The following is a 19319-nucleotide window of genomic DNA, read 5'->3' as shown; positions in this document are numbered from 1 at the left end:
GCCGCTTGGCCGGGCCGCCCAGCGCGCCCCAGACCGTGGGCGCCCCCGGCCGGCTCAGCGAACCGGGCGGTCGACGAGACCGAATCGACTCGGAGGCGGTTTGTTTCGGTGGCGAAGAATTCCCATGCGGCAGCGGAAAAGTGGAACGAATTCTGCCTTCCAGTCGCACCCGGTCGCCAGTCGTCGATGACCGCGAACAATTCGGACCGGACTTGGCGTCGGCTATGTATCGGCACGACGGCGAAGGGCGGAACGGCTCCAGCTGCCCATTCCTGGTCGCCTCCTCCACCAGTTCAGAAAGGCTACCGAAAGCGGACTCCCGATCCCGTTGACCGATTGCCGGATCGGCCCGGCCAGCCGAACGTGGCTGACGCGGCCACGCGACGTCGGTTCGTGGGCCGCCATGATCGGCGACTTCCACCCGGCGTGCGGTCGCGGTTGGCGACCTCCACCCGGCGTGCGGTCGCGGTTGGCGACCTCCACCCGGCGTGCGGTCGCGGTTGGCGACCTCCACCAGGCGCGCGGTCGCGGTTGGCGACCTCCACCAGGCGCGCGGTTGTGGTTGGCGACCTCCACCGGGCGCGCGGTTGTGGTTGGCGGGCTTGACCGCAGGCGGGCACGATTGGCCTAACTTGATGGTGGAGGGGTTGAGCGGTGGGCCGGGTGTAGCCGGAGGGCGGTTACGTCCAAGCCGCCGGCCGTTCCGTTCAGCGGGGGCAATGAGCTGATCAACGAGTTCGTCCGCGGAAGGACCGTCGGCGGTAGCGATGTCCGCCCGCTGGCCCGGTGTACGGATCTGCTGGGCGCGGGACTCCGGAGTGCCCACACCCTCGGCGCATTCGGGCAGCTCAGGCACTTGATTTGCCAGCCTGCCAGCCGTGCGTCCCGGAGGTGAGGTGTTCTTCGACCGCTCGAGTCGCGGCTCCGCTCGATAGTCATGGGGCTGGTTCATGCCGTCACTGATCGGCCGACCTCGTGCTGCCGACCGTTCACCCGGGTGCGTGCCGCTCCGTTCCAGTATGGGCTGAGCCTCGACCGGGCATGGCGGGATGGTCGCGGCCGGACGCAGCGGCGTGGTCTCGGCCGGACGCAGCGGAGTGGTCTCGGCCGGGCGCGATGGAGTGGCCGGGCGCGGCGAGGTGGTCGTGGCCGGGCGCGGCGAGGTGGTCGTGTTCGGGCGGGTGGCCCTGTTGCTGGCCGGCGCGCGGTCGGGCGACTGAGCCGCCTCGTCGCGGGTGCGGATTCGGCGGAGGCGCTCGGCGTGACGCCTGCGTAGACCCCATGCGCGGTGACGATCGTGTTCGCTACGGAATTGTTCGGCGACTGGGGAATGGTTCCGGCGCGCGCTCCTGTCACGCATTTCGGAAATCTCTTCCTTGGTGAACAACTGGAGCTGCGGCATACCTCAATTCTCCTGCGCCGACGCGAGGAAGTGTAAGCCCCACCAGGAAGACGATCATGCCAAATTCGCCCGCGATGAGCCTCCTTCCAATGCGCGCCGAAATCCTCTGTTTCAACACCGCCCGCCGGCACCCCGGCTCGGACCGATCCCGCGGTCAAGGAACTTGATGATGGTGATCGCCTCCGCTTGTACGGGGCCGCGAACGGAACCCTCTTGGGTGGCTACCGGGCGGCTCAGGACTCACCTCGTAGCGCACCGCTGCTTCTCGCGAGTTCGCTCGGCCACCGAGCGCGCGGCGGCACGGGTCGAAGGCCCGCAAGCCAAGGGATCCTCGGCTGCGGAACGAGGGTGCGGCCTGCGCTGCCGGCCGGGCCTCGACACGGTCACCGACAGGGCGGGGCCGTGCTCGACAAGGTCGGCGATCCACGCCGCATCCGACACATCGGCCTCGCGACGGGGCACGTCGTGCAGATGCGCCGCGGCCGGGCGGGGGTCGGGTGGCGGCCAAGGCCGACAGGCAAAGGGCTTGCGGGCGGCGGCCGGGCAAGGGCCGGGCGGGGAGGCAACAGCCGAGCTGGGAGGCCGGGCAGGGCAGGGCCGGGCAGGGCCGGGCAGGGCCGGGCAGGGCCGGGCAGGGCCGGGCAGGGCCGGGCAGGGCCGGGCAGGGCCGGGCAGGGCCGGGCAGGGCCGGGCAGGGCCGGGCCGGGCAGGGAGGCAACAGCCGAGCTGGGAGGCCGGGTGGCGGCCAAGGCCGACAGGCAAAGGCTTGCGGGCGGCGGCCGGGCAAGGGCCGGGCGGGCAGGTCGAGCGGGCGCCGGCGCGGACGACAGGTGGGCGGAGAGGCCAGGCGAGGGCTGGCGGCGGCCCGGGTGGCGGCCGGGTGGCGGCGAAGGCCGGCAGACGAAGGCCGGGGAAGGGCCGGGGCCGGCTCCCCGGGCAGGGATGTCCGGGGAGCCGGTATTGAGGGAGGGTGAGTGGGCAGCATCGCCCGGCGCGGGCGGCACGGGCTGGAGTTGCAGGCAGGCCGCCTGGAGCGGGCGGGGCGGTCGCTGTTTTCGGGGGCGGGCACGTGCGTACCGGAAAAGGCACGTGCGTCCCGGAAACGAAGGGTGAGAGAAAGTGGATGGCGTGGAGGTCGACTTCGGGGATTCGGCGTTTGTGGGTGATCCGTATCCGGTGCTGGCGCGGCTTCGGGAGGCGGCGCCGATCGGGCGGCAGCGGAGTGGGCGGTGGCTGGCGGCCGGGCATGCGGCCGTGGATGCGGTGTTGCGGGATCGGCGGTTGGGGCGGTTCTGGGTGGATCTGGAGCCGGCGGGGGTGTTCGAGCCGTTCAACACGCTGCACCGCAACCAGATGATGGAGAACGAGCCGCCCGTGCACACGCGGCTGCGGGCGCTGGTGGCCAAGGCGTTCGCGCGGGGGCATGTGGAGCGGCTCGGGGCGGCGGTCGCCGGGGAGGCGGAGCGGCTGCTCGGGGCTGTGGGGCGGGAGTTCGACCTGCTGGCGGACTTCGCGGAGCCGCTCGCCGTGAGTGTGATCGCGGCGCTGCTCGGGGTTCCGGCCGCTGATCGGCATCGGTTGCGGCCGTGGTCGGCGGCGATGGTGCGGATGTACGAGGTCAGCCGCACCCCGCAGGTGGAGGCCGACGCGCTGGAGGCCTGCCGGGAGTTCGCCGGATATCTGGAGCATCTCGCCGGGGTACGCGCCGCCGAACCCGAGGACGACCTGGTCAGTCACCTGGTGGCGATCCGGGACGGGTCGGACCGGCTGACCGGGGAGGAACTGGTGGCTTCGGCGATCCTGCTGCTCAACGCCGGGCACGAGGCGTCCGTCAACGGGCTGGGCAACGGTGTGGTAGCGCTGCTCGGGAATCCGGGTGAGCTGGCGCGGGTACGGGCGGACCGGGCGCTGATCCCGCGCGCTGTGGAGGAGATGCTGCGGTACGACTCCCCGTCGCAGCTGTTCGTACGGACCGCGGCGGCCGATGTGGAGATCTGCGGGGTGACCGTGCCGGCGGGGGCCGAGGTGGCGGCGCTGCTCGGGGCGGCCAACCGGGATCCGGCGGTGTTCGCGGAGCCGGACCGGTTCGACGCCGGCCGCGACCCGAACCCGCACATGACGTTCGGCGCCGGGCTGCATTTCTGTCTCGGCGCGCCGCTCGCCCGGATCGAGTTGCGGGCCGCGCTCGCCGCCCTGCTCGACCATGCGCCGGGGCTGCGCTTGGCGGCGCCACCGAAGCCACCGCGGACGTTCGTGCTGCGCGGATATGCGGCCGTCCATGTGAGCCGCTCGTGATCTCGTAACGGTAGGGTCGGCCGGTGCGGACGAAGCAGCAGCTGACCGAGGACATCCGGCGCGAGCGGCGGGCGGCCCTCGTGGTCAACGCCCGGTCGCGTCGTGGCCGGCAACTGTACGCCGACGCGCACGCCCGCCTGCTGGCCGCCGGGTTCGAGTTGCTCGGGGCGTACGCCGTGGACCGGCCCGGCGAACTGGAGAACTCGCTGGCCGCCGCGCTCGCCCACAAGCCGGATCTGCTGGTCGCCGGCGGTGGGGACGGCACCATGAGCACGGCCGGCCGGATGCTGGCGCACCGGGATGTGGCGCTCGGCCTGCTGCCGTTGGGGACCACGAACAACTTCGCGCGTACGGTCCGGATCGAGCCGGGCCTGGACCAGGCGATCGCCACTCTCGTCGACGGCAAGGTCATCGACGTGGACCTGGGCATCGCCGGCGACATGCCGTTCACCAACCACGTCGGCGTCGGCCTCTCCGCCGAAATCATGATCAACGTGCCCAGCCGGCTGAAGCGGGCGATCGGCCGGATCGCCTACCCGATCACGGCACTCGGCCTGCTCACCAAGCATCGCCCGCTACGGGCCACGGTCCGCGCCGACGGCCGGGAGATCATTTTCAAGACCCATCAGGTGTACGTTGCGAACGGCGGCTTCCACGCCGGGCGCCCCATCACCGCCGACGCCCACGCCGACGACCGCCTGCTGGTCGCCTATCCGGTCGGCGGGTCGGGCAAGTTCCACCTGCTGCGGGAGACGGCGCGCAACGCCCTGACCGGGCACCGGCGGACGCTGCGGGAGCAGCCGTTCCTGGCGGTCGGCGAGTTGTGGCTGGAGACCGACCGGCCGGCGCAGGTGGAGGTGGACGGGGAGCCGTGCGGGGAGACGCCGCTGCGGGTGGCGGTCGACCCGAACGCGCTGCGAATCATGGCGCCGGCGGATTCCCCCGATCTCTGACCCCCGGGAATTGATCAACCAAGATTAGCAACAGCCTGATCAGTAACGGACTGCAATGGATCACGAAGAGCCGCTTTCGCGGCAGCGTCGAGAGGCTGATCGTCGGGATAATCGAATTTGATCTCGATCACCGCATTGTCGACCACACTGACCATTTCCAGCCTCTCAACTACGTCAGGCTCACCGAATATCTGATCCGCCTGCTGCGCCCCGATCGGGTTCAGCCGCCTCGCGCTCTCCTCCAACTCGTCCAAGGCCTTGTCGTGCGCGTCCTGCAGCGCTCCGGGCGTCGTGACCTCTACTGCCACAGCCAGGGTCACGTCCGCCGTCCCAGCAGCCCCATAGCCGCACGAGGCGAAGGGCGTTGTCGCGTCCGGATCGAACACCGGTTTCTCCGCCTGAGTGGCGACACCCAGACGGGCGGCAATCGCTGTGTCCAGAACCGGGCAACTCGGGTTTGCCGCTTCCCATCGTGCGCCGCCCTGCAAGCTGGGCAGGACAAGAAACCAAGCCAAGAAGCCACCACAAATCAGGAATAGCGGCATGAGTGAAATCACGATGATGAAGAGAGGCAAGCTCTGGGACACGGAGCCGGATCGCGGTTGCATCCCGACATTGAATCAGAACGGCACAGCACCCGTGAGCCGGAGAAAGATCAAAAGCGTATGTCAATACGTAATAGGTCTGCCGTGGTAATTTCCGCGTTGGACGTCATTCGGGGGGTGGGGCCTATGAGCGGCTTGGACGATCTACGGCGATTGCAGAGCGCGGCCCAGTCCTTCGTTCGCGAGCCACGGTCCGCGATCGGCATGGACGAGACCGGCACGGTGGAGGTGCGGGTCGACGAGACCGGGCGGCTGGACGCTGTGGAGATCCACCGTGACTGGCGCCGTCGGTTCTCTCCCGAGGCTGTGGCGCCGGCCGTCCTGGCTGCCGCCGGAGACGCTCTCGCGAAGCAGGCGGCGGCCTGGGCCGAGGACGTGCGCAGGCCTCCTCCCCCGGCCCGGCCGGCGGCCGGACCGACCGGACCAGCGGTCCGGCCGCGGTTCGATGGCGCTCCGGATCCCCGGCTGCACGACCTCCTGCGGACGGTCACCGAAGCCTTCGCCGAAATCGGCGCCTATGCCGAGCATGTGCAGGCCTCCGCCCAACGCACGACGACCGGCCGGAGCCACTCCGGCCGGGTCACCATCACCCTGACCGGAAGCCACCTCACCACGGTGGAGATCGACGAACGCTGGCTGCGGTCGGAGGCCAGTGGCCGGCAGGTGGCGGACGAGATCGAGGCGGCCTGCCGGCAGGCCTACCGGGCGATCGCGGCGGACGACGAGGCCACGTCCACCCGCACACCGCATCTCGACGAGGTGCGGAGACTGGCCCGCGATCCAGAGAACTTCATCCGCCGTGTAACCGGTGACTGACGAAACGAGGAGGTGTCGGGATGGGAGATCTACCCGGTCCCGGCGAGGTGCGGGCCGCGCTCGAGGATCTCGACAGTGATTCCCAGTTCTGGTTCGCCGCCGCCCGGACCGTCGGCGACGCCGCCCGGTCCGCGGAGAGCCTCGGCCTCAGCGGTTTCGAGTTCGGCATCGTCGGCGTCGAACTGGGCGTTCTCGCCACGTATAAGGAACTCCGAGCGTTCGTGGCCACCAGCCTCAACGACGGGTACCTCGAGATGGAGGAACTCTCACTGGCCCTGCGTAACGCGAGAGACCAGATCGACGAGACCGACCGGGAAGCGGCAACCGGTCTCGGAGCCGTCCTGGGCGAGGCGATCGGCCCGATCACCAACGACCCACCAGGGAGGTAGGAAGATGACCGCAGCCGGTGCGGGCACGTTCGAACAGGCATTCCACGATGCCAACCAGGCGATCTCACGCGGCATCGAGGACGTCCAGAGCAACTTCAAGCTACTGGAGGAGCGACTCAATCGAGCGCTCAAGTTCATCTACATCCCTGGGGTCTCCGAGGCCATCATCGCCGGCTTCCGCCAAGCGGCCGACCTCACCAACGACTTCATGGACCTGCTTCAAAGATTTCTGACCGAACCCGGATATCCGCCCGCATTGTTCCGCATCGGGGACATGTGGGAGACCGACGTGGGTCAGAAGTTGAGCGAGCTGGCCGCGAAGATGGCGCCGAGCGAGCGCGCCGCTGTCGACAGTTTCTCCGGATCCGCGGCACGGGCCTACGAGCGGTCGGCCGAGGCGCAGCGCCTGGCCACCCAATCATTCATGCCTCTCTCGACCTCGGTGAAGGGTCAGCTTCACGAACTCGCCCACAGTCAGATCGTGTTCCTTCTCGCCATCGGCGCGGCGCTGGTGACGGTCGTCGTGGGGATCGTGGCGGCCGCGGTCTCCGCGGGGAGCGTGGTCGGCGCTCCCGCAGCGCCGCCCATCGTCGTCGCCGCGGCGGCCGGGGCGATCACCATGTTGGCGGGAGCCGCGCCGATCATCTACGACGCGTATTCCCAGTTCGAGATCGCCATTAACACCTTCAAATCCGAGTTGGCCGACTCGGAGGGCATGCCTGGGAACCAGTGGCCGAAGGTCGGCGAATCGGTCATCAACCCCCGGAGGCCGTGGCAGGTGGCCACCGACTGAGCCGCACACGAAAACGGGTCCCGCCTGGTGGCGGGACCCGTTCTTCGTACGATCGATGGTCAGACGTTGGCGGGCGCCTTGTCCTTTTCGTCCGGGGTGTCGCCGGCCGCGGCGATGGCCTCCGCCTCGGCGATGATCTGCGCGTCCTCGGAGGAGTGCTTGCGGTACTGCAGCACCGAGTAGACGATCGCCGCCGCCCAGACCACGTAGATCACGCCGTACACGGCGTAGCGGACGTTGTCGGGGGCGTCGATCCAGTCGCTGCGCAGCAGGGAGCGGGTGTTGGTGAGGATGATGACGCCGCCGACCGCGGCGCCGAGCACCCGCGGCGGGATGTGGCGGACCAGCCAGGCGGCGATGGGTGCGGCGATGACGCCGCCGATGAGCAGGGCGAAGGCCCAGCCGTAGTCGATGTTCTCGCTGCCGATGCCGTAGATGAAGCCGATGCTGGCGGCGACGGCGACGAGGAACTCGCTGGTGTCGATCGAGCCGATCGTCTTGCGCGGTTCGAGCCGGCCGCTGGCCAGGATCGCGGGGGTGCCGACCGGGCCCCAGCCACCGCCGCCGGTGGCGTCGACGAAGCCGCCGACCAGGCCGAGCGGGGTGAGGAACCGCTTGCGCAGCGGCTTGCCGAGCTGGCCCTTGGGCAGGCCCTGGAAGGTGAAGCGCAGGAAGACGTACAGGCCCAGTGCCAGCAGGATGACCGCCATGAGTGGCGCCGCGACCTCGGTGGAGATGCCGGAGAGGACGACCGCGCCGGCGAAGGCGCCGACCGCGCCCGGGACACCGATCTTGAGGACGACTTTCCAGTCGACGTTGCCGAACCGCCAGTGCGAGAGGCCGGAGACCAGCGTGGTGCCGATCTCGGCGAGGTGCACCGTGGCGGACGCGGCCGCCGGGTTGGTGCCGATCGCGAGGAGGAGGGTGGTCGAGGTGACGCCGTAGGCCATGCCCAGGCTGCCGTCGACCAGCTGGGCGCCGAGCCCGACCAGGGCGAGGAGGATGAGCTTCTGCATGTGCCGACCGCCAGGGGAGGGAGGGTCAATTCCTACTTCTTGGATCGGATAATAGGAGCCTACCTAGCCCGTAGGCAAGGCATCCCTTGGGGGCGATGTTGCAGAATGGCCACCGTGAGTGACGCGGATGACGTACGGCGGCTGGCTCTCGCTCTCCCGCAGGTCGAGGAGATCGACAGTGACGGCTTCGACTTCCGGGTCGCCGGCAAGGGTTTCGTCTGGTCATATCCGGAACGTCTACCCGGAAAACCGCGGGTGATCCGTACCGACATCGCGGTGCTCTACGTCGGGGACGAGGCCGAGAAGCAGGCGCTGGTGCTCGGCGAGCCGACCATGTTCTTCACCACGCCGGGTTACGACGGCCTGCCGCTCGTCATGGTCCGGCTGGAGCGGGTGTCACCCGAACGGCTGAGCGAACTGGTGACCGACGCCTGGCGGATGCGCGCGCCCGAGGACGTCGAGGCGGCCTACCGGGCGGGCTAGAGCCGCTTGCCGCATCGTGATGGTTCGCCCGGCTCGGCCGGCTGGAAGAAGCCCTCTCCAAGAAAACAGCGGGGCTACGGCGTGAGCCGCACCACCCGCTGTCGATCTACACCCGGATTCAGGGCGCCGGGGTCGTGGCCTGAGCGGCCTTGCGGTAGGCGAGCAGCCCGATCACCAGGCCGGCGAGACCCGCGACCAGGCCGGCGATCCCCCAGGCCATGGCGTTGCCGTCGTCCTCGGCGGGGGCGGCCGCCTCGGGGGCGGGCGCCGGGGCGGCGGCGGACGGTGCGGCTGAGGCGGCGGTCAGCTTGAGGACCGGCGCCGGGCTCTCCGGCTCGGTGCCGTCGGTGGCGGGCTCGTCGATCCAGCGGACGATGGTGCCGTCGGAGTAGGTCTGGAGCGTCTTGAAGACCATCTGCTCGGTCTCGGGCAGCGGCCCGAGCGAGACGTCGAACTCCTGGAAGGTGCCCGGCTTGATCTCCGAGCCGGACGCCGCGGTCCAGGTGATCTTGGTGACGGCCTCGCTGATCTCGTGGTCGTGCACCTTCAGCGGGGTGGCCAGCTTCGACTTCTCGGCGACCGCGGTCCAGCCCGGCACCGGCTTGAGCGACACCGAACCGACCGGGCTGTCCACCGGCAGGTTGACCTCCAGCTTGGTGGTGGAGGCGGTGTCGCTCTCGTTCGGCACGCGGAACGACACCTTCGCGTACCCGCCCTGGGTCGCGGTGCTCGGGTTGACCGTCACGTGGGCGGCCGCGGGGCCGGCCAGGCCGAACACGAACGCGGCCGCGACGGCGGTGACGGTGGCGGCGCGCCGCAATGCGGTCTGCTTCATCGGGGAACCTCTCATGCCTTGCGGCGACGGATGAACAGGAAGGCGGCGATCGCGGCAAGAGCGACCGCGACGCCGGCGACAAGACCATAGGTAGCGGTGTTCGAGGACTCCTCGGCGGCCACCAGCGGCGGGCTCACGGCGCTGGTCGTGGTGGTGCTGGCAACGGGGGCGGGTGCCGCCGCGGAGGGTGCGGCGCTGATCGGCGGCGCCGGGTCGTCGACGGTGAACTCGTACGACCCCTTCACCGGGTGCCCGTCCGTGGAGACCACCTGGTAGGCGACCGTGTAGACCCCGTCGGCCAGGGGTTCGCCGATGGTGACGGTGCCGGTGGCGCCGTTCACCTTCGGCGCCGAGGTGGCCATCTTCGCCCCGCCGGCGTCGCTCACCGTGATCGTGGTGTGCTCCGGGTCCAGCTTCTGCAGGAACCGCAGCTTCACCTCGGCCGGCGACTTCTTCAGCGTGGCGCCCTTGGCCGGGCTGGCCTCGGCCAGCGCGTTGTGCGCCCACGCCGGAGTGCCGGGCACGAGCACCAGCAGCAGTGCGGCGAGGACGAGCAACGGCCTCAGGCGAGCCCGGGTGGTGACAGTCGACATGCCCGTTAGTCGCCGGATGCCGCGGCCTGGTTCCCGAAGATTTCCTGGGAACTTCCCGGCCCCCGGGGGCGACCAACCGGCGACGCTGCCCCACCCCTTCACCGAATGCCGAGGACAGCCGTATGGCCGTGACCCCCGAACTGACCGAACAGCCGGTGACCCCGCCGGCACCTCCCCGCGAGGCCCGCCGGCCGTCCGCGTTCGGCGCGCTGCTGCTGCGCCTGCACTTCTACGCCGGGGTGCTGGTCGCCCCGTTCCTGGTGGTGGCGGCCCTGACCGGCCTGCTCTACACGGCAACCCCACAGATCGACACCATCCTGTACGGCGACAAGCTGACCGCCGCAACGACGACCGGCCCCACCCTCCCGCTGGCCGAGCAGATCGCCGCGGCGCGGGCGAGTCACCCGGACGGCACGATCGCGGCGGTCCAGCCGGCCGAGGATGATCAGAGCACCCGGGTGGTGTTCTCCCAGCCGGATCTCGGCGAGAACCAGCACACCGTCTACGTCGACCCGCACACCGGAAAGGTCCAGGGACAGCTGACCACCTGGTGGGGCTCCACCCCGATGACCACCTGGCTGGACGACCTGCACCGCAACCTGCACCTCGGCGACCTGGGCCGGCACTACTCGGAGATCGCCGCGAGCTGGCTGTGGGTGCTCACCCTCGGCGGCATCGTGCTGTGGTGGCGGCGCCGCCGCAGCGTCCGCAAGATGCTGGCCCCGGAGCTGTCGGCGAAGAAGGGCGTCCGCCGGACCCGGGGCTGGCACGCGGCCACCGGGCTGTGGCTGAGCCTCGGCCTGCTGATCCTCTCGGCGACCGGTCTCACCTGGTCACGCTATGCGGGCGCCTCGTTCGACACGGTGCAGACCGCCTTCGACGCCCAGCGGCCCGGCCTGGAGGTGCCGGGCGTCTCCGCCTCGGCCGGTGGTCACCACGGCGCCGGCAGCGAGGCCCCGGTCGCGGTCGACCCGGCGCAGGCCGACACCGTGCTGAAGGTGGCCCGGGACAGCGGTCTCACCGGCCCGGTCGAGCTGAGCCTGCCGGAGACCGGCGGCGCCGCCTGGACCGTCGCCGGGATCGACAACACCTGGCCGGTTCAGCTGGACCGGATCGCCGTCGACCCGGCCACCTCGACCGTGGTGGCGCGCAGCGACTTCGCCGACTGGCCGCTGCTGGCGCAACTGTCCAAGCTGGGCGTGCAGGCGCACATGGGGATCCTGTTCGGGCCGGTCAACCAGATCCTGCTGGCGGCGCTGGCGATCGGGCTGCTCTGCGTGATCCTGTGGGGTTACCGGATGTGGTGGCAGCGCCGCCCGACCCGGGCCGACCGTCCCGCCCTGGTCGGCTCCGCACCGGCCCGCGGCGCGTGGCTGGGCCTGCCGGCGTGGGCCATCGTGGCCGGCGTGCCGGTGGTCTTCGCGATCGGCTGGGCGCTGCCCTGGTTCGGCATCCCGCTGGCGGCGTTCCTGCTGGCCGACGCGCTGCTGAGCCTGCGCGAGCGCGCCTAGACCGTTCGCAGGTCCAGCGTGTGCCAGACGGCGGCCTCCTGCTGACCGGTCGACCACCAGAGCATCCCGTCCTTGGTGGCGGCCAGGTCGGCGGCGGCCGCCAGGGTCACCGTCCGCCCGGTCGTCAGGTCGTGCACGACGAGGCCGGCCACGCCGGTGAGGTCGGACTCCGGGCCGGGTTCGGAGAGGATCTCGAACCGGTCCAGCACGGCCACGTCGCCCACCGCGGCCTGGGCCTCCGGGCCGGCCATCCGGCGGCGGCCGGCGCCGTCCGGGCGCATCGCGTCCATCCGGGCCAGGCCGTCGCCGTTCATCACCATGACCCGGCACCAGACCGGGCTGCACATGGCCCATTCGGCTCCGGAGACCGGCGCCCGCACCTCCCGGCCGGTGGTCATGTTCCGCATCCGGACGGTCCCGGACTGGCTGCCGGTGTCGTCGGTGAGCCAGGGCCAGGCGGACAGCGCCCACTGGCCCTTCTCCTCGCGGATCTCGACCGTGCCGCCGGTCAGCGGGACGGACCGGATCTCAGTGGCCGCGCTGCCCTCGCCGGCCGCCCAGTGCACCCGGCCGTCGGCCACCACCAGGTCGTACTGGTTGCCGTAGAACAGGGTGTTGCCGGTGTCCGCGGTCAGCCGGCGGGGCACGCCGCCCTCACGGCGGACCGCCCACACCTCGACCGGCCGGTCACCGGCCGCCTCGGTCCAGAGCATCTCGTCACCGGCGACGGTCAGGCCTTCGAAGCGAGGTTCGTCGGCGGCCGGCAGGCGGCGCAACTCGCGCTCGACGTCGTCCTTCACCACCACGAGGTGTACGGCGTCCGCACTCGCCCGCGTGCCGACGACCGTGGTGGCGTCCAGGAACAGCAGCGGCTCGACGGTGAGCCCGGGCAGGTCGGCGCGGGCGGCATCGGGCCAGGCCTGGGCCAGCGAGGGCCGACCGACCGCGTCCGGGTTGGCGGGCAGCGGCTCCGGCAGGGTTCCGGCCAGCAGCGCCCCGGCCGCGAGCAGGGCCACGCCCAGGCTGATCGCGGACCTCACTCGTACTGCTGCTTCGGTGGGTCGACCGGTTGCCACTGCTCCACCTCGAGGAACGCGACGTCGGCCTGGTTGACGGGGTCCTTGGCCCGCTTGCCGCTGTGTTTCCCGGTGATCTGGAGCCAGGTGCCGGAGGGGACGTCGATGATCGGGCCGCCGGTGAGGCCCACCTTGATCGGGCGGCCGTCGGCGGCGCAGCAGCTCACCACGATCCGGGCCAGCATCGGTGAGCCGTCCTCGCCGCGGGCGACGAAACCGGTCAGTTGGACGCGGCGGCCGGCCAGGCTGCGGCCGTCCTCGTAGATCACCCGGGAGGCGTAGTCGATCAGCGCGACCGGGGCCGGGTCCGCGTCGGGCAGTGGCGGGAAGTCGGACTCGGCGTTGAGCTGGACCGTGCCGGACCGGACCGCGGTGTACGACCCGAGGGCCGGTGGGGCGACCAGGAGCAGGGCGAGTACCGGGAGGACCAGGAGCCAGCCCACCCGCGGCTCGTGATGGTGCCCGTGGTCGTCCTCCGGGGACGGGCGGGGGCCGCGGAACTCGTACCGGAGGGTCATGATCGCGGCCGCCACCAGGGCCACGCCGGACGCGATCAGGAACGGTCGCAGGCCCTCTTTCACGTACCGCAGATAGAGGTCGGTGAACGACGCCTTGAGGATCGCGCCGCCGAAGAGGAAGAGGACGACCGCCTGCGCCTGCCGGTTCACAGCAGCACCGCTCCCGCCACGACCGCGGCCGGCACCGCCACCGCGAAGGTGGCCGGCGCGAACCGCAGCGCGAACCCGCGCCCGAACACCCCGGCCTGCATCGAGATCAGCTTCAGGTCCACCATCGGGCCGACCACCAGGAACACCAGCCGCGAGGTGAGCGAGAACTGCGACAGCGAAGCGGCGACGAACGCGTCCGCCTCGCTGCAGATCGACAACAGTACGGCGAGGACGGCCAGCGCCAGCACGGACAGCACCGGGTGACTGGCCAGCGTCTGGAGCCAGGCCTCCGGGACGATCACGTTGATCGTGGCGGCGGCCGCGGCGCCGAGCACCAGGAACCCGCCGGCGTGCACCACGTCGTGCCGGCAGGCGGCCCAGAACGCCCGGCCCCTGGAGCCGTCCAGGTCGGGCCGGTGCGGCAGCCGGATCCAGTCGGTCTTCCCGAGCCGCAGCCACAGCCAGCCCATCAGCACCGCGACGGCCAGGCCGGCCAGGCCGCGGGCCACCACCATCTCCGGGTTGCCGGGGAAGGCGACCGCGGTCGCGGTCAGCACGATCGGGTTGATCGCCGGGGCGGCCAGGAGGAACGCGAGCGCGGCGGCCGGCGTCACCCCACGGCGGATCAGGGACCCCGCGATGGGTACGGCTCCGCACTCGCAGCCGGGCAGCACCACCCCGGCCACGCTCGCCGCCGGGACCGCGAGCGCCGGGTGCCGGGGCAGCGCCGTCGCCCAGAACGAGCGGGGCACGAACACCGCGATGACCGCCGACAGCAGCACCCCGAAGACCAGGAACGGGACGGCCTGCACCAGGACCGAGACGAACACCGTGGTCCACGTTTGCAGGCGCTCGCCGGAGACCAGGCCGGACAGCCGGCCCCGGAAGATCACCAGCAGGACCAGAACCGCGGCGAGCGCTTCCACCGAACTGATTCCCCGGCTTCGCCGTTCACCGGCCGGGGCGTCGGCTGTTCTTTCGCGCTCCTGCGTTTCGGTCACCGGGGGAATCTACCTTTTCCGGTTGATCACGGACTCGCCGCCAGGAACAGGTACACCGCCAGCATGCCCAGGTGAAGCCCGCCCTGGAGGATGTTGGCCCGCCCGGGCACGATGGTCAGGGTGCCGACCACGAAGGTGAGCGCGAGCAGCACGAGCTGGGTGCCGCCGAGGCCCAGCAGCAGCGGGCCCTCCAGCCAGATCATCGCGACGGCGATCGCCGGGATGGTCAGGCCGATGCTGGCCATCGCCGAGCCGAGCGCCAGGTTGAGGCTGGTCTGTATCCGGTCGCGGACCGCCGCGCGGACTGCCGCGATGGTCTCCGGCAACAGCACGAGCAGGGCGATCACCACACCGACGAGGGCCTGTGGCAGGCCGTTGCCGGCCACCACCGATTCGATCGTGGGCGAGACCCCCTTGGCCAGGCCGACGACCGCGATCAGGGCGACCAGCAGCAGGCCGAGGCTGGCCAGGGCGGTCCGGTTGGTCGGCGGCGCGACGTGCTCCTCGCTGTCGATGACCTCCCCCTCGGTGGTGATCGGCAGGAAGTAGTAGCGGTGCCGGCGGGTCTGCACCATGACGAACAGCAGGTAGAGGGCGAGCGAGACGACGGCCGCGAAGCCGAGCTGGGCGGGCGAGAACTGCGGTCCCGGCCGGCTCGTGGTGAACGTCGGCAGGACCAGGCCGAGCACGGCGATCGCGGCGACCGTGGCGAAGGCGGAACCGGTGCCCTCCGGGTTGAAGACCGCTATCCGGCGGCGGATCGCGCCGACCAGCAGCGAGATCCCGAGGATGCCGTTACAGGTGATCATCACGGCGGCGAAGACGGTGTCCCGGGCCAGCGACTGCGCCTTGTCGCCGCCGCCGATCATCAGCGTGACGATCAGGGCCACCTCGATGATGGTGACGGCGACGGCCAGGATCAGGGAGCCGAGCGGCTCGCCGACCCGGTGCGCGACCACCTCGGCATGGTGCACCGCGGCCAGGACGGCGCCGGCCAGCAACTGGGCGACGATGATCACGCCTGGTGGCGGGAGGTCACGGCCCCAGGTCAGGACCAGCGTCACGAAGGCGAGGATCGGGACGTAGAGAGCCCAGCGCGAGAGGATCTTCACCCCACAACTGTGACGGTTAATCGGCCTTGTGACCCTCGGAGTGGCCCAGACTCCGCTCCGGAGCGATCCGGTCCCGGACCAGCCGCTTGAGATGCGGCAACTCGGGGAAACCGCCCTCGCCCTTGCGCGACCACAGGGTCTCGGAGCCCAGCCGGACCTCGAAGACGCCGCCGACACCCGGCACCAGGGCGACCTCACCCAGCTCCGTGGCGAAGGTGGTCAGCAGTTCCTGGGCCGTCCATGCGGCGCGCATCAGCCAGCGGCACTGGGTGCAGTACTCGATCTCCAGGCGGGGTTCTCGCGGCTGCGTCACAGCTCCGCAGTATGCCGGATCGGCCTGATCAGGCATGATCGCGGGGATCAACCATCTTAAGGAGTCGCATTGAACCGACGTTGGACCGCGGCCGCCGCCGGTGGGCTGGCGCTACTGGTGGCCGTCACCGTCTCGGCCTGTTCCGGCGCGGAGGGCGCCGCCACCGAGAAGGCCGTGGAGGCCGGTGACTACGTGGCGCTCGGTGACTCGTACGCGGCCGGTGTCGGCGCCGGCAACTACGGCGACAGCGAATGCAAGCAGAGCAAGGACGGCGGCTACCCGCAGCTGTGGGTGAAGGCCCGCGCGGCCACCCCGTTCGGCGCGGTCACCGACGCCACGTGCGGCGGCGCCGTCATCGACGACGTCCAGTTCAACCAGCTCACCGAGCTCGACGAGAGCACCGGCTGGGTGACCCTCACGGTCGGCGGCAACGACGCGAACTGGTTCTCCGTCCTCCAGCAGTGCATGTTCGGTGACGGCGCCACCTGCCAGACGTCGGTGGACAAGGCGGCCGCCTCGTTCGAGACCACCATGCCGGACCGGCTGGACACCCTCTACCAGGCGATCCGCACCCGGGCACCGAACGCGAAGGTGTACGTGGCCGGCTACCCGCACCTGGTCGCCGACCCGGGGAGGACCGGCGTGTCCTGTGACTCGCTGACCGACGCGCACCGTAAGGCGCTGAACGCCGGCGCGGACACCCTCGACGAGCTGATCAAGGCGCGGGTCGCGGCCCACCAGGGCTTCACCTTCGTCGACGTGCGCGAGGCGTTCAAGGGTCACGAGGCGTGCACCAAGGAGCCGTGGATCCACTCGGTCCGCGACGACCTGTCCGAGTCGTACCACCCGACCGCCGACGGCTACCAGGCGTACCTCAAGGAACTGGTCGCCGTCACCGGCTGATCGCCTGGTGTTCGCGTGGTGCACACCTGTCCGGGTTGGGATGGGACGTGCACCACGCGAACCACTACTACGGGCACTCCGCGGTGATGGCCCGGTACTGCGGCCTGCCGGAGTCGCCCGATCCTCCGCGCATCCGCGGGTACCTCCAGCACGGCTGGAACATCGGGGACGGCATGGCGCCCGACCACGAGTTCACGCCCGGCGTGCCGTCGTTCGTGTGGAGTGAGCGCACCCGGCGGCGGGCCTGGTCGATGGGGCGCCGTCCGGTGCATGTGACCGGCGCCCCGTGGGCGTACCTGGTGGAGATGACGCCCGCGCCGGACACCGCGCGCGAGGGGACGATCTGGTACCCGTTCCACGGCTGGGAGGGTCAGCACGTCCAGGGTGACCACGACCGCCTGATCGCCGAGATCCGCGACACCGAGGCCGGCCCGGTCACCGTCTGCCTGTACTGGCAGGAGTACCGGACCGCCGGGGTGCGCCGCCGCTACGAGCGGGCCGGGTTCCGGGTGATCTGTCACGGCTACCGGGGCGGCTGGTGGAAGAACCTGGACCCGGGTTTCCTCGACCGGCAGCTCGCCGAACAGCGCCGGCACCGCCGGGTGGCGTCGAACCGGCTGTGCAGCGCGATCTTCTACGGCATCCTGGCCGGCTGCGAACCCGCCGTCTACGGCGACCCGATGCAGCTGCGCGACGAACGCGACCTGTTCGGCGGCCGGCCCCGCATCCGCCGCCAGTGGGCCGGGCTGCACGGCGCCTCGATCGACCCGGACGCCGCGCGGGCGGCCGCCGTCGACGAGCTCGGCGCGGACCGGCTGCTCTCCCCCGCCGAGCTGCGCCTGCTGTTCCGCTGGACGTCCGAGGGCCGGGAGGCCGCCGCATGACCGCCCTTCTGCTCGGCGGCGAGATGCCGCACTGGTCCGATCGCGACCCCGCCGGCGGGCCGGTGCTGCGCCGGCTCGCCGCGTCGGCGCGGGGTCACACGCTGATCGTCGGGCCGCACGAGCCGGAGCTGATCGACGCGGTCCCGGCCCGGCAGATCACCGTGCTGGTACGCGGGGTGCCGGACGCCGAGGCGCTGGCCACCCGGTACGCCGACCGCCCCGGCGTCGAGGTGTGCTGCGGGAGCCTGCCGAAGCTGGCGGCGGTTCCGGCGTACGACACGGTGATCGCCCTGGACGGCCTGGACCGGGCCGGCTCGACCGAGACCGGGGACCTGACGTGGGCCGCCGGCCTGGCACTGCTGCTCGCGGTGCTGCGTCCCGGCGGACGGCTGCTGCTGGGCTGCGCCAACCCGGCCGGCCTGCACCGCCTCTACGCGGCCGCGACGGAACCGGGCGACGCCGACTGGGCCTCTCCGGCCGACGACGACCCGACGCGGCCGGTGGGACTCGACGACCTGCGGGAGCGGCTGCGGGCCGCGGGGCTCACTCCGGCGCAGGGGTACGCCGCACACCCGTCCCCGCGGAACCCAGCCGTGCTGGTGAGTGACGCCGCCCTCGCCGACCCGGAACTGGCGGGCCTGCTCACCTCGGCGCTGCGCCGGTCCGGCCGTCCGTCCGGGCCGCTGCTGGCCGATCCGCGCCCACTCGCGGCCGCCCTGCTGCGTCACCGCCTGGCATCCGCGCTGGCCCCGGCCTGGTTCGTGGCCGCCGCCCGGCCCGGCCACCATCCCACTCCCCTGCCGGACGTTCTGCTGGCCCCTGTCGGCGACAAGCCGGAGACGCCGCCGGCCGAGCCCGGCGACAAGCCGCAAACGCCGTCGGCCGAGCCCCGCAACAAGCCGGAGACGCCGTCGGCCCCGACCGGCGGCGAACCGGGGACGCTGCTGGCGTTGCGGCGGACGGCGCGCGGCTGGCTTCCGGAGGGGGCGGACGAGCCGCTGCCCACCGGCCGCTGCCTGCATGACGTCCTGCTGACCGTGGCCCGCCGCGGCGACCTGCCCGAGCTGCGGGCGCTGCTGACCGCCTGGCAGTCCGGCGACGCCGCGGGGGTGGCCGCCGACGCGATCCTGGTGACCGCGGACGGCGGCCTGCATCCGCTGGCCGCGCCCACCGGCCCGGAGGCCGCGCTGAGCCGGTTCGCCGGCGCGCTGCACGACGAGAACCTGGCCGACCGCTGGCCCGCCGGCCTGCTGGCCGCCATGACCGGCCGCGATCCGGATCCGGCGCCCCGGCCTGTGCCGGCGACCTTCCGCGGGCTGAGTGCGGCGCACGACCGTCTGGCGCGGGAGCTTTCCGAGGCCAGGGCGCAGATCGAGTGGTACGAACAGAGCGCCGCGACCATGCGCGCCGAACTGTCCCGTGCCCATCGGATCATCGCCGTGCTCCGGGCGACCACTCCGGGCCGCGCCGCGACCGCCGTCCTCGGCGGCATGCGCGGCGGAAAGCGCCTGGCCCGCACCGTCCTCACCCGACTGCGGCCGAACAGCTGAACGCCGGAAACAGGCGCCCGTTTCACCCGCTTTGCACGCCGCTGTCGTGCGACCTTGAACGATTTGCCACCCGAGGCGGTGGCAAATCGTTCAAGATCGCACGACAGCGGCGTGCTGAGCG

General features: G+C 71.5%; 20 protein-coding genes. 11 read left to right on the top strand and 9 right to left on the bottom strand.

Annotated elements, in window-relative coordinates:
* Window positions 1–1073 precede the first annotated feature (1073 nt).
* The 3 genes from BJ964_RS19695 to BJ964_RS19685 all read left to right on the top strand — a co-directional run bounded on the left by BJ964_RS19695 (window position 1074) and on the right by BJ964_RS19685 (window position 4650).
* Window positions 1074–1220, top strand: a complete 147-nt coding sequence (locus tag BJ964_RS19695) for a hypothetical protein (protein WP_188122023.1) — start codon at window positions 1074–1076, stop codon at window positions 1218–1220.
* Between the two features lie 1301 nt (window positions 1221–2521).
* Window positions 2522–3697, top strand: a complete 1176-nt coding sequence (locus tag BJ964_RS19690; protein WP_229807021.1) for a cytochrome P450 — start codon at window positions 2522–2524, stop codon at window positions 3695–3697.
* A 23-nt stretch (window positions 3698–3720) separates the two neighbouring features.
* Window positions 3721–4650 carry a diacylglycerol/lipid kinase family protein gene (locus tag BJ964_RS19685; protein WP_188122022.1) on the top strand — a complete coding sequence of 310 codons (930 nt, stop codon included), beginning with the start codon at window positions 3721–3723 and terminating at the stop codon, window positions 4648–4650.
* 14 nt (window positions 4651–4664) lie between these two features.
* On the opposite strand, the gene BJ964_RS19680 is transcribed toward BJ964_RS19685, so the two are convergent.
* The gene (locus tag BJ964_RS19680) at window positions 4665–5258 is read right to left on the bottom strand and encodes a hypothetical protein (protein ID WP_188122021.1); all 594 of its coding nucleotides are present in this window, start codon (window positions 5256–5258) and stop codon (window positions 4665–4667) included.
* A gap of 123 nt (window positions 5259–5381) precedes the next feature.
* Here BJ964_RS19680 and BJ964_RS19675 point away from each other — a divergent pair, with 123 nt between their 5' ends.
* The 3 genes from BJ964_RS19675 to BJ964_RS19665 are packed head-to-tail and all read left to right on the top strand — an operon-like array spanning window position 5382 to window position 7253.
* On the top strand, window positions 5382–6071 hold the full coding sequence (locus tag BJ964_RS19675; RefSeq protein WP_188122020.1) for a YbaB/EbfC family nucleoid-associated protein: 690 nt from the start codon (window positions 5382–5384) through the stop codon (window positions 6069–6071).
* Window positions 6072–6091: 20 nt separating this feature from the next.
* Entirely contained in the window at window positions 6092–6460 is a 369-nt protein-coding gene (locus tag BJ964_RS19670) for a hypothetical protein (protein ID WP_188122019.1), read from the top strand.
* A 4-nt stretch (window positions 6461–6464) separates the two neighbouring features.
* The gene (locus tag BJ964_RS19665; RefSeq protein ID WP_188122018.1) at window positions 6465–7253 is read left to right on the top strand and encodes a hypothetical protein; all 789 of its coding nucleotides are present in this window, start codon (window positions 6465–6467) and stop codon (window positions 7251–7253) included.
* A gap of 59 nt (window positions 7254–7312) precedes the next feature.
* Here BJ964_RS19665 and BJ964_RS19660 read toward each other — a convergent pair whose 3' ends face one another.
* Complete coding sequence (locus BJ964_RS19660) at window positions 7313–8269, bottom strand: sulfite exporter TauE/SafE family protein (RefSeq protein WP_188122017.1); 957 nt, start codon at window positions 8267–8269, stop codon at window positions 7313–7315.
* Window positions 8270–8383: 114 nt separating this feature from the next.
* Here BJ964_RS19660 and BJ964_RS19655 point away from each other — a divergent pair, with 114 nt between their 5' ends.
* Window positions 8384–8752 carry an MmcQ/YjbR family DNA-binding protein gene (locus BJ964_RS19655; RefSeq protein WP_188122016.1) on the top strand — a complete coding sequence of 123 codons (369 nt, stop codon included), beginning with the start codon at window positions 8384–8386 and terminating at the stop codon, window positions 8750–8752.
* Between the two features lie 118 nt (window positions 8753–8870).
* Here the strand turns inward: BJ964_RS19655 and BJ964_RS19650 are convergent, their stop codons facing one another.
* Window positions 8871–9587, bottom strand: a complete 717-nt coding sequence (locus BJ964_RS19650; protein ID WP_188122015.1) for a YcnI family protein — start codon at window positions 9585–9587, stop codon at window positions 8871–8873.
* A gap of 11 nt (window positions 9588–9598) precedes the next feature.
* Window positions 9599–10180 carry a copper resistance CopC family protein gene (locus tag BJ964_RS19645; RefSeq protein ID WP_188122014.1) on the bottom strand — a complete coding sequence of 194 codons (582 nt, stop codon included), beginning with the start codon at window positions 10178–10180 and terminating at the stop codon, window positions 9599–9601.
* Window positions 10181–10302: 122 nt separating this feature from the next.
* Between BJ964_RS19645 and BJ964_RS19640 the strand changes: the two genes are divergently transcribed.
* Complete coding sequence (locus tag BJ964_RS19640) at window positions 10303–11691, top strand: PepSY-associated TM helix domain-containing protein (protein ID WP_188122013.1); 1389 nt, start codon at window positions 10303–10305, stop codon at window positions 11689–11691.
* Here the strand turns inward: BJ964_RS19640 and BJ964_RS19635 are convergent.
* Genes BJ964_RS19635 through BJ964_RS19615 form a run of 5 tightly spaced genes read right to left on the bottom strand, consistent with a single transcriptional unit; the run spans window position 11688 to window position 15861 of the window.
* On the bottom strand, window positions 11688–12731 hold the full coding sequence (locus BJ964_RS19635; RefSeq protein ID WP_229807020.1) for a hypothetical protein: 1044 nt from the start codon (window positions 12729–12731) through the stop codon (window positions 11688–11690). The genes BJ964_RS19640 and BJ964_RS19635 overlap by 4 nt on opposite strands.
* A complete protein-coding gene (locus BJ964_RS19630; RefSeq protein ID WP_188122011.1) occupies window positions 12728–13435 on the bottom strand; it encodes a TIGR03943 family putative permease subunit in 708 nt (235 codons plus the stop codon). The genes BJ964_RS19635 and BJ964_RS19630 overlap by 4 nt, the downstream gene beginning before the upstream one ends.
* Window positions 13432–14436, bottom strand: coding sequence for a permease (locus BJ964_RS19625; protein WP_188122010.1), 1005 nt, complete (start codon window positions 14434–14436; stop codon window positions 13432–13434). The genes BJ964_RS19630 and BJ964_RS19625 overlap by 4 nt, the downstream gene beginning before the upstream one ends.
* Window positions 14437–14462: 26 nt before the next feature.
* Window positions 14463–15548: a calcium:proton antiporter gene (locus tag BJ964_RS19620; RefSeq protein WP_188122009.1), complete on the bottom strand. Its 1086-nt coding sequence runs from the start codon at window positions 15546–15548 to the stop codon at window positions 14463–14465.
* Between the two features lie 16 nt (window positions 15549–15564).
* The gene (locus tag BJ964_RS19615; RefSeq protein WP_229807019.1) at window positions 15565–15861 is read right to left on the bottom strand and encodes a SelT/SelW/SelH family protein; all 297 of its coding nucleotides are present in this window, start codon (window positions 15859–15861) and stop codon (window positions 15565–15567) included.
* Between the two features lie 69 nt (window positions 15862–15930).
* Here BJ964_RS19615 and BJ964_RS19610 point away from each other — a divergent pair, with 69 nt between their 5' ends.
* The 3 genes from BJ964_RS19610 to BJ964_RS19600 are packed head-to-tail and all read left to right on the top strand — an operon-like array spanning window position 15931 to window position 19198.
* Window positions 15931–16764: an SGNH/GDSL hydrolase family protein gene (locus BJ964_RS19610; RefSeq protein WP_203832467.1), complete on the top strand. Its 834-nt coding sequence runs from the start codon at window positions 15931–15933 to the stop codon at window positions 16762–16764.
* Window positions 16765–16811: 47 nt separating this feature from the next.
* The gene (locus BJ964_RS19605) at window positions 16812–17648 is read left to right on the top strand and encodes a hypothetical protein (protein ID WP_188122007.1); all 837 of its coding nucleotides are present in this window, start codon (window positions 16812–16814) and stop codon (window positions 17646–17648) included.
* Window positions 17645–19198 (top strand): hypothetical protein, encoded by a 1554-nt coding sequence (locus tag BJ964_RS19600; RefSeq protein WP_188122006.1) that lies wholly within the window; start codon window positions 17645–17647, stop codon window positions 19196–19198. The genes BJ964_RS19605 and BJ964_RS19600 overlap by 4 nt, the downstream gene beginning before the upstream one ends.
* The last annotated feature ends 121 nt before the right edge of the window (window positions 19199–19319 follow it).

The organism is Actinoplanes lobatus, assembly GCF_014205215.1.
In the GTDB taxonomy this organism is placed as follows: Bacteria; Actinomycetota; Actinomycetes; order Mycobacteriales; family Micromonosporaceae; genus Actinoplanes; species Actinoplanes lobatus.
Note: the sequence above shows the minus strand (reverse complement) of the source record. Positions and strands in the feature narration are given on the sequence as shown.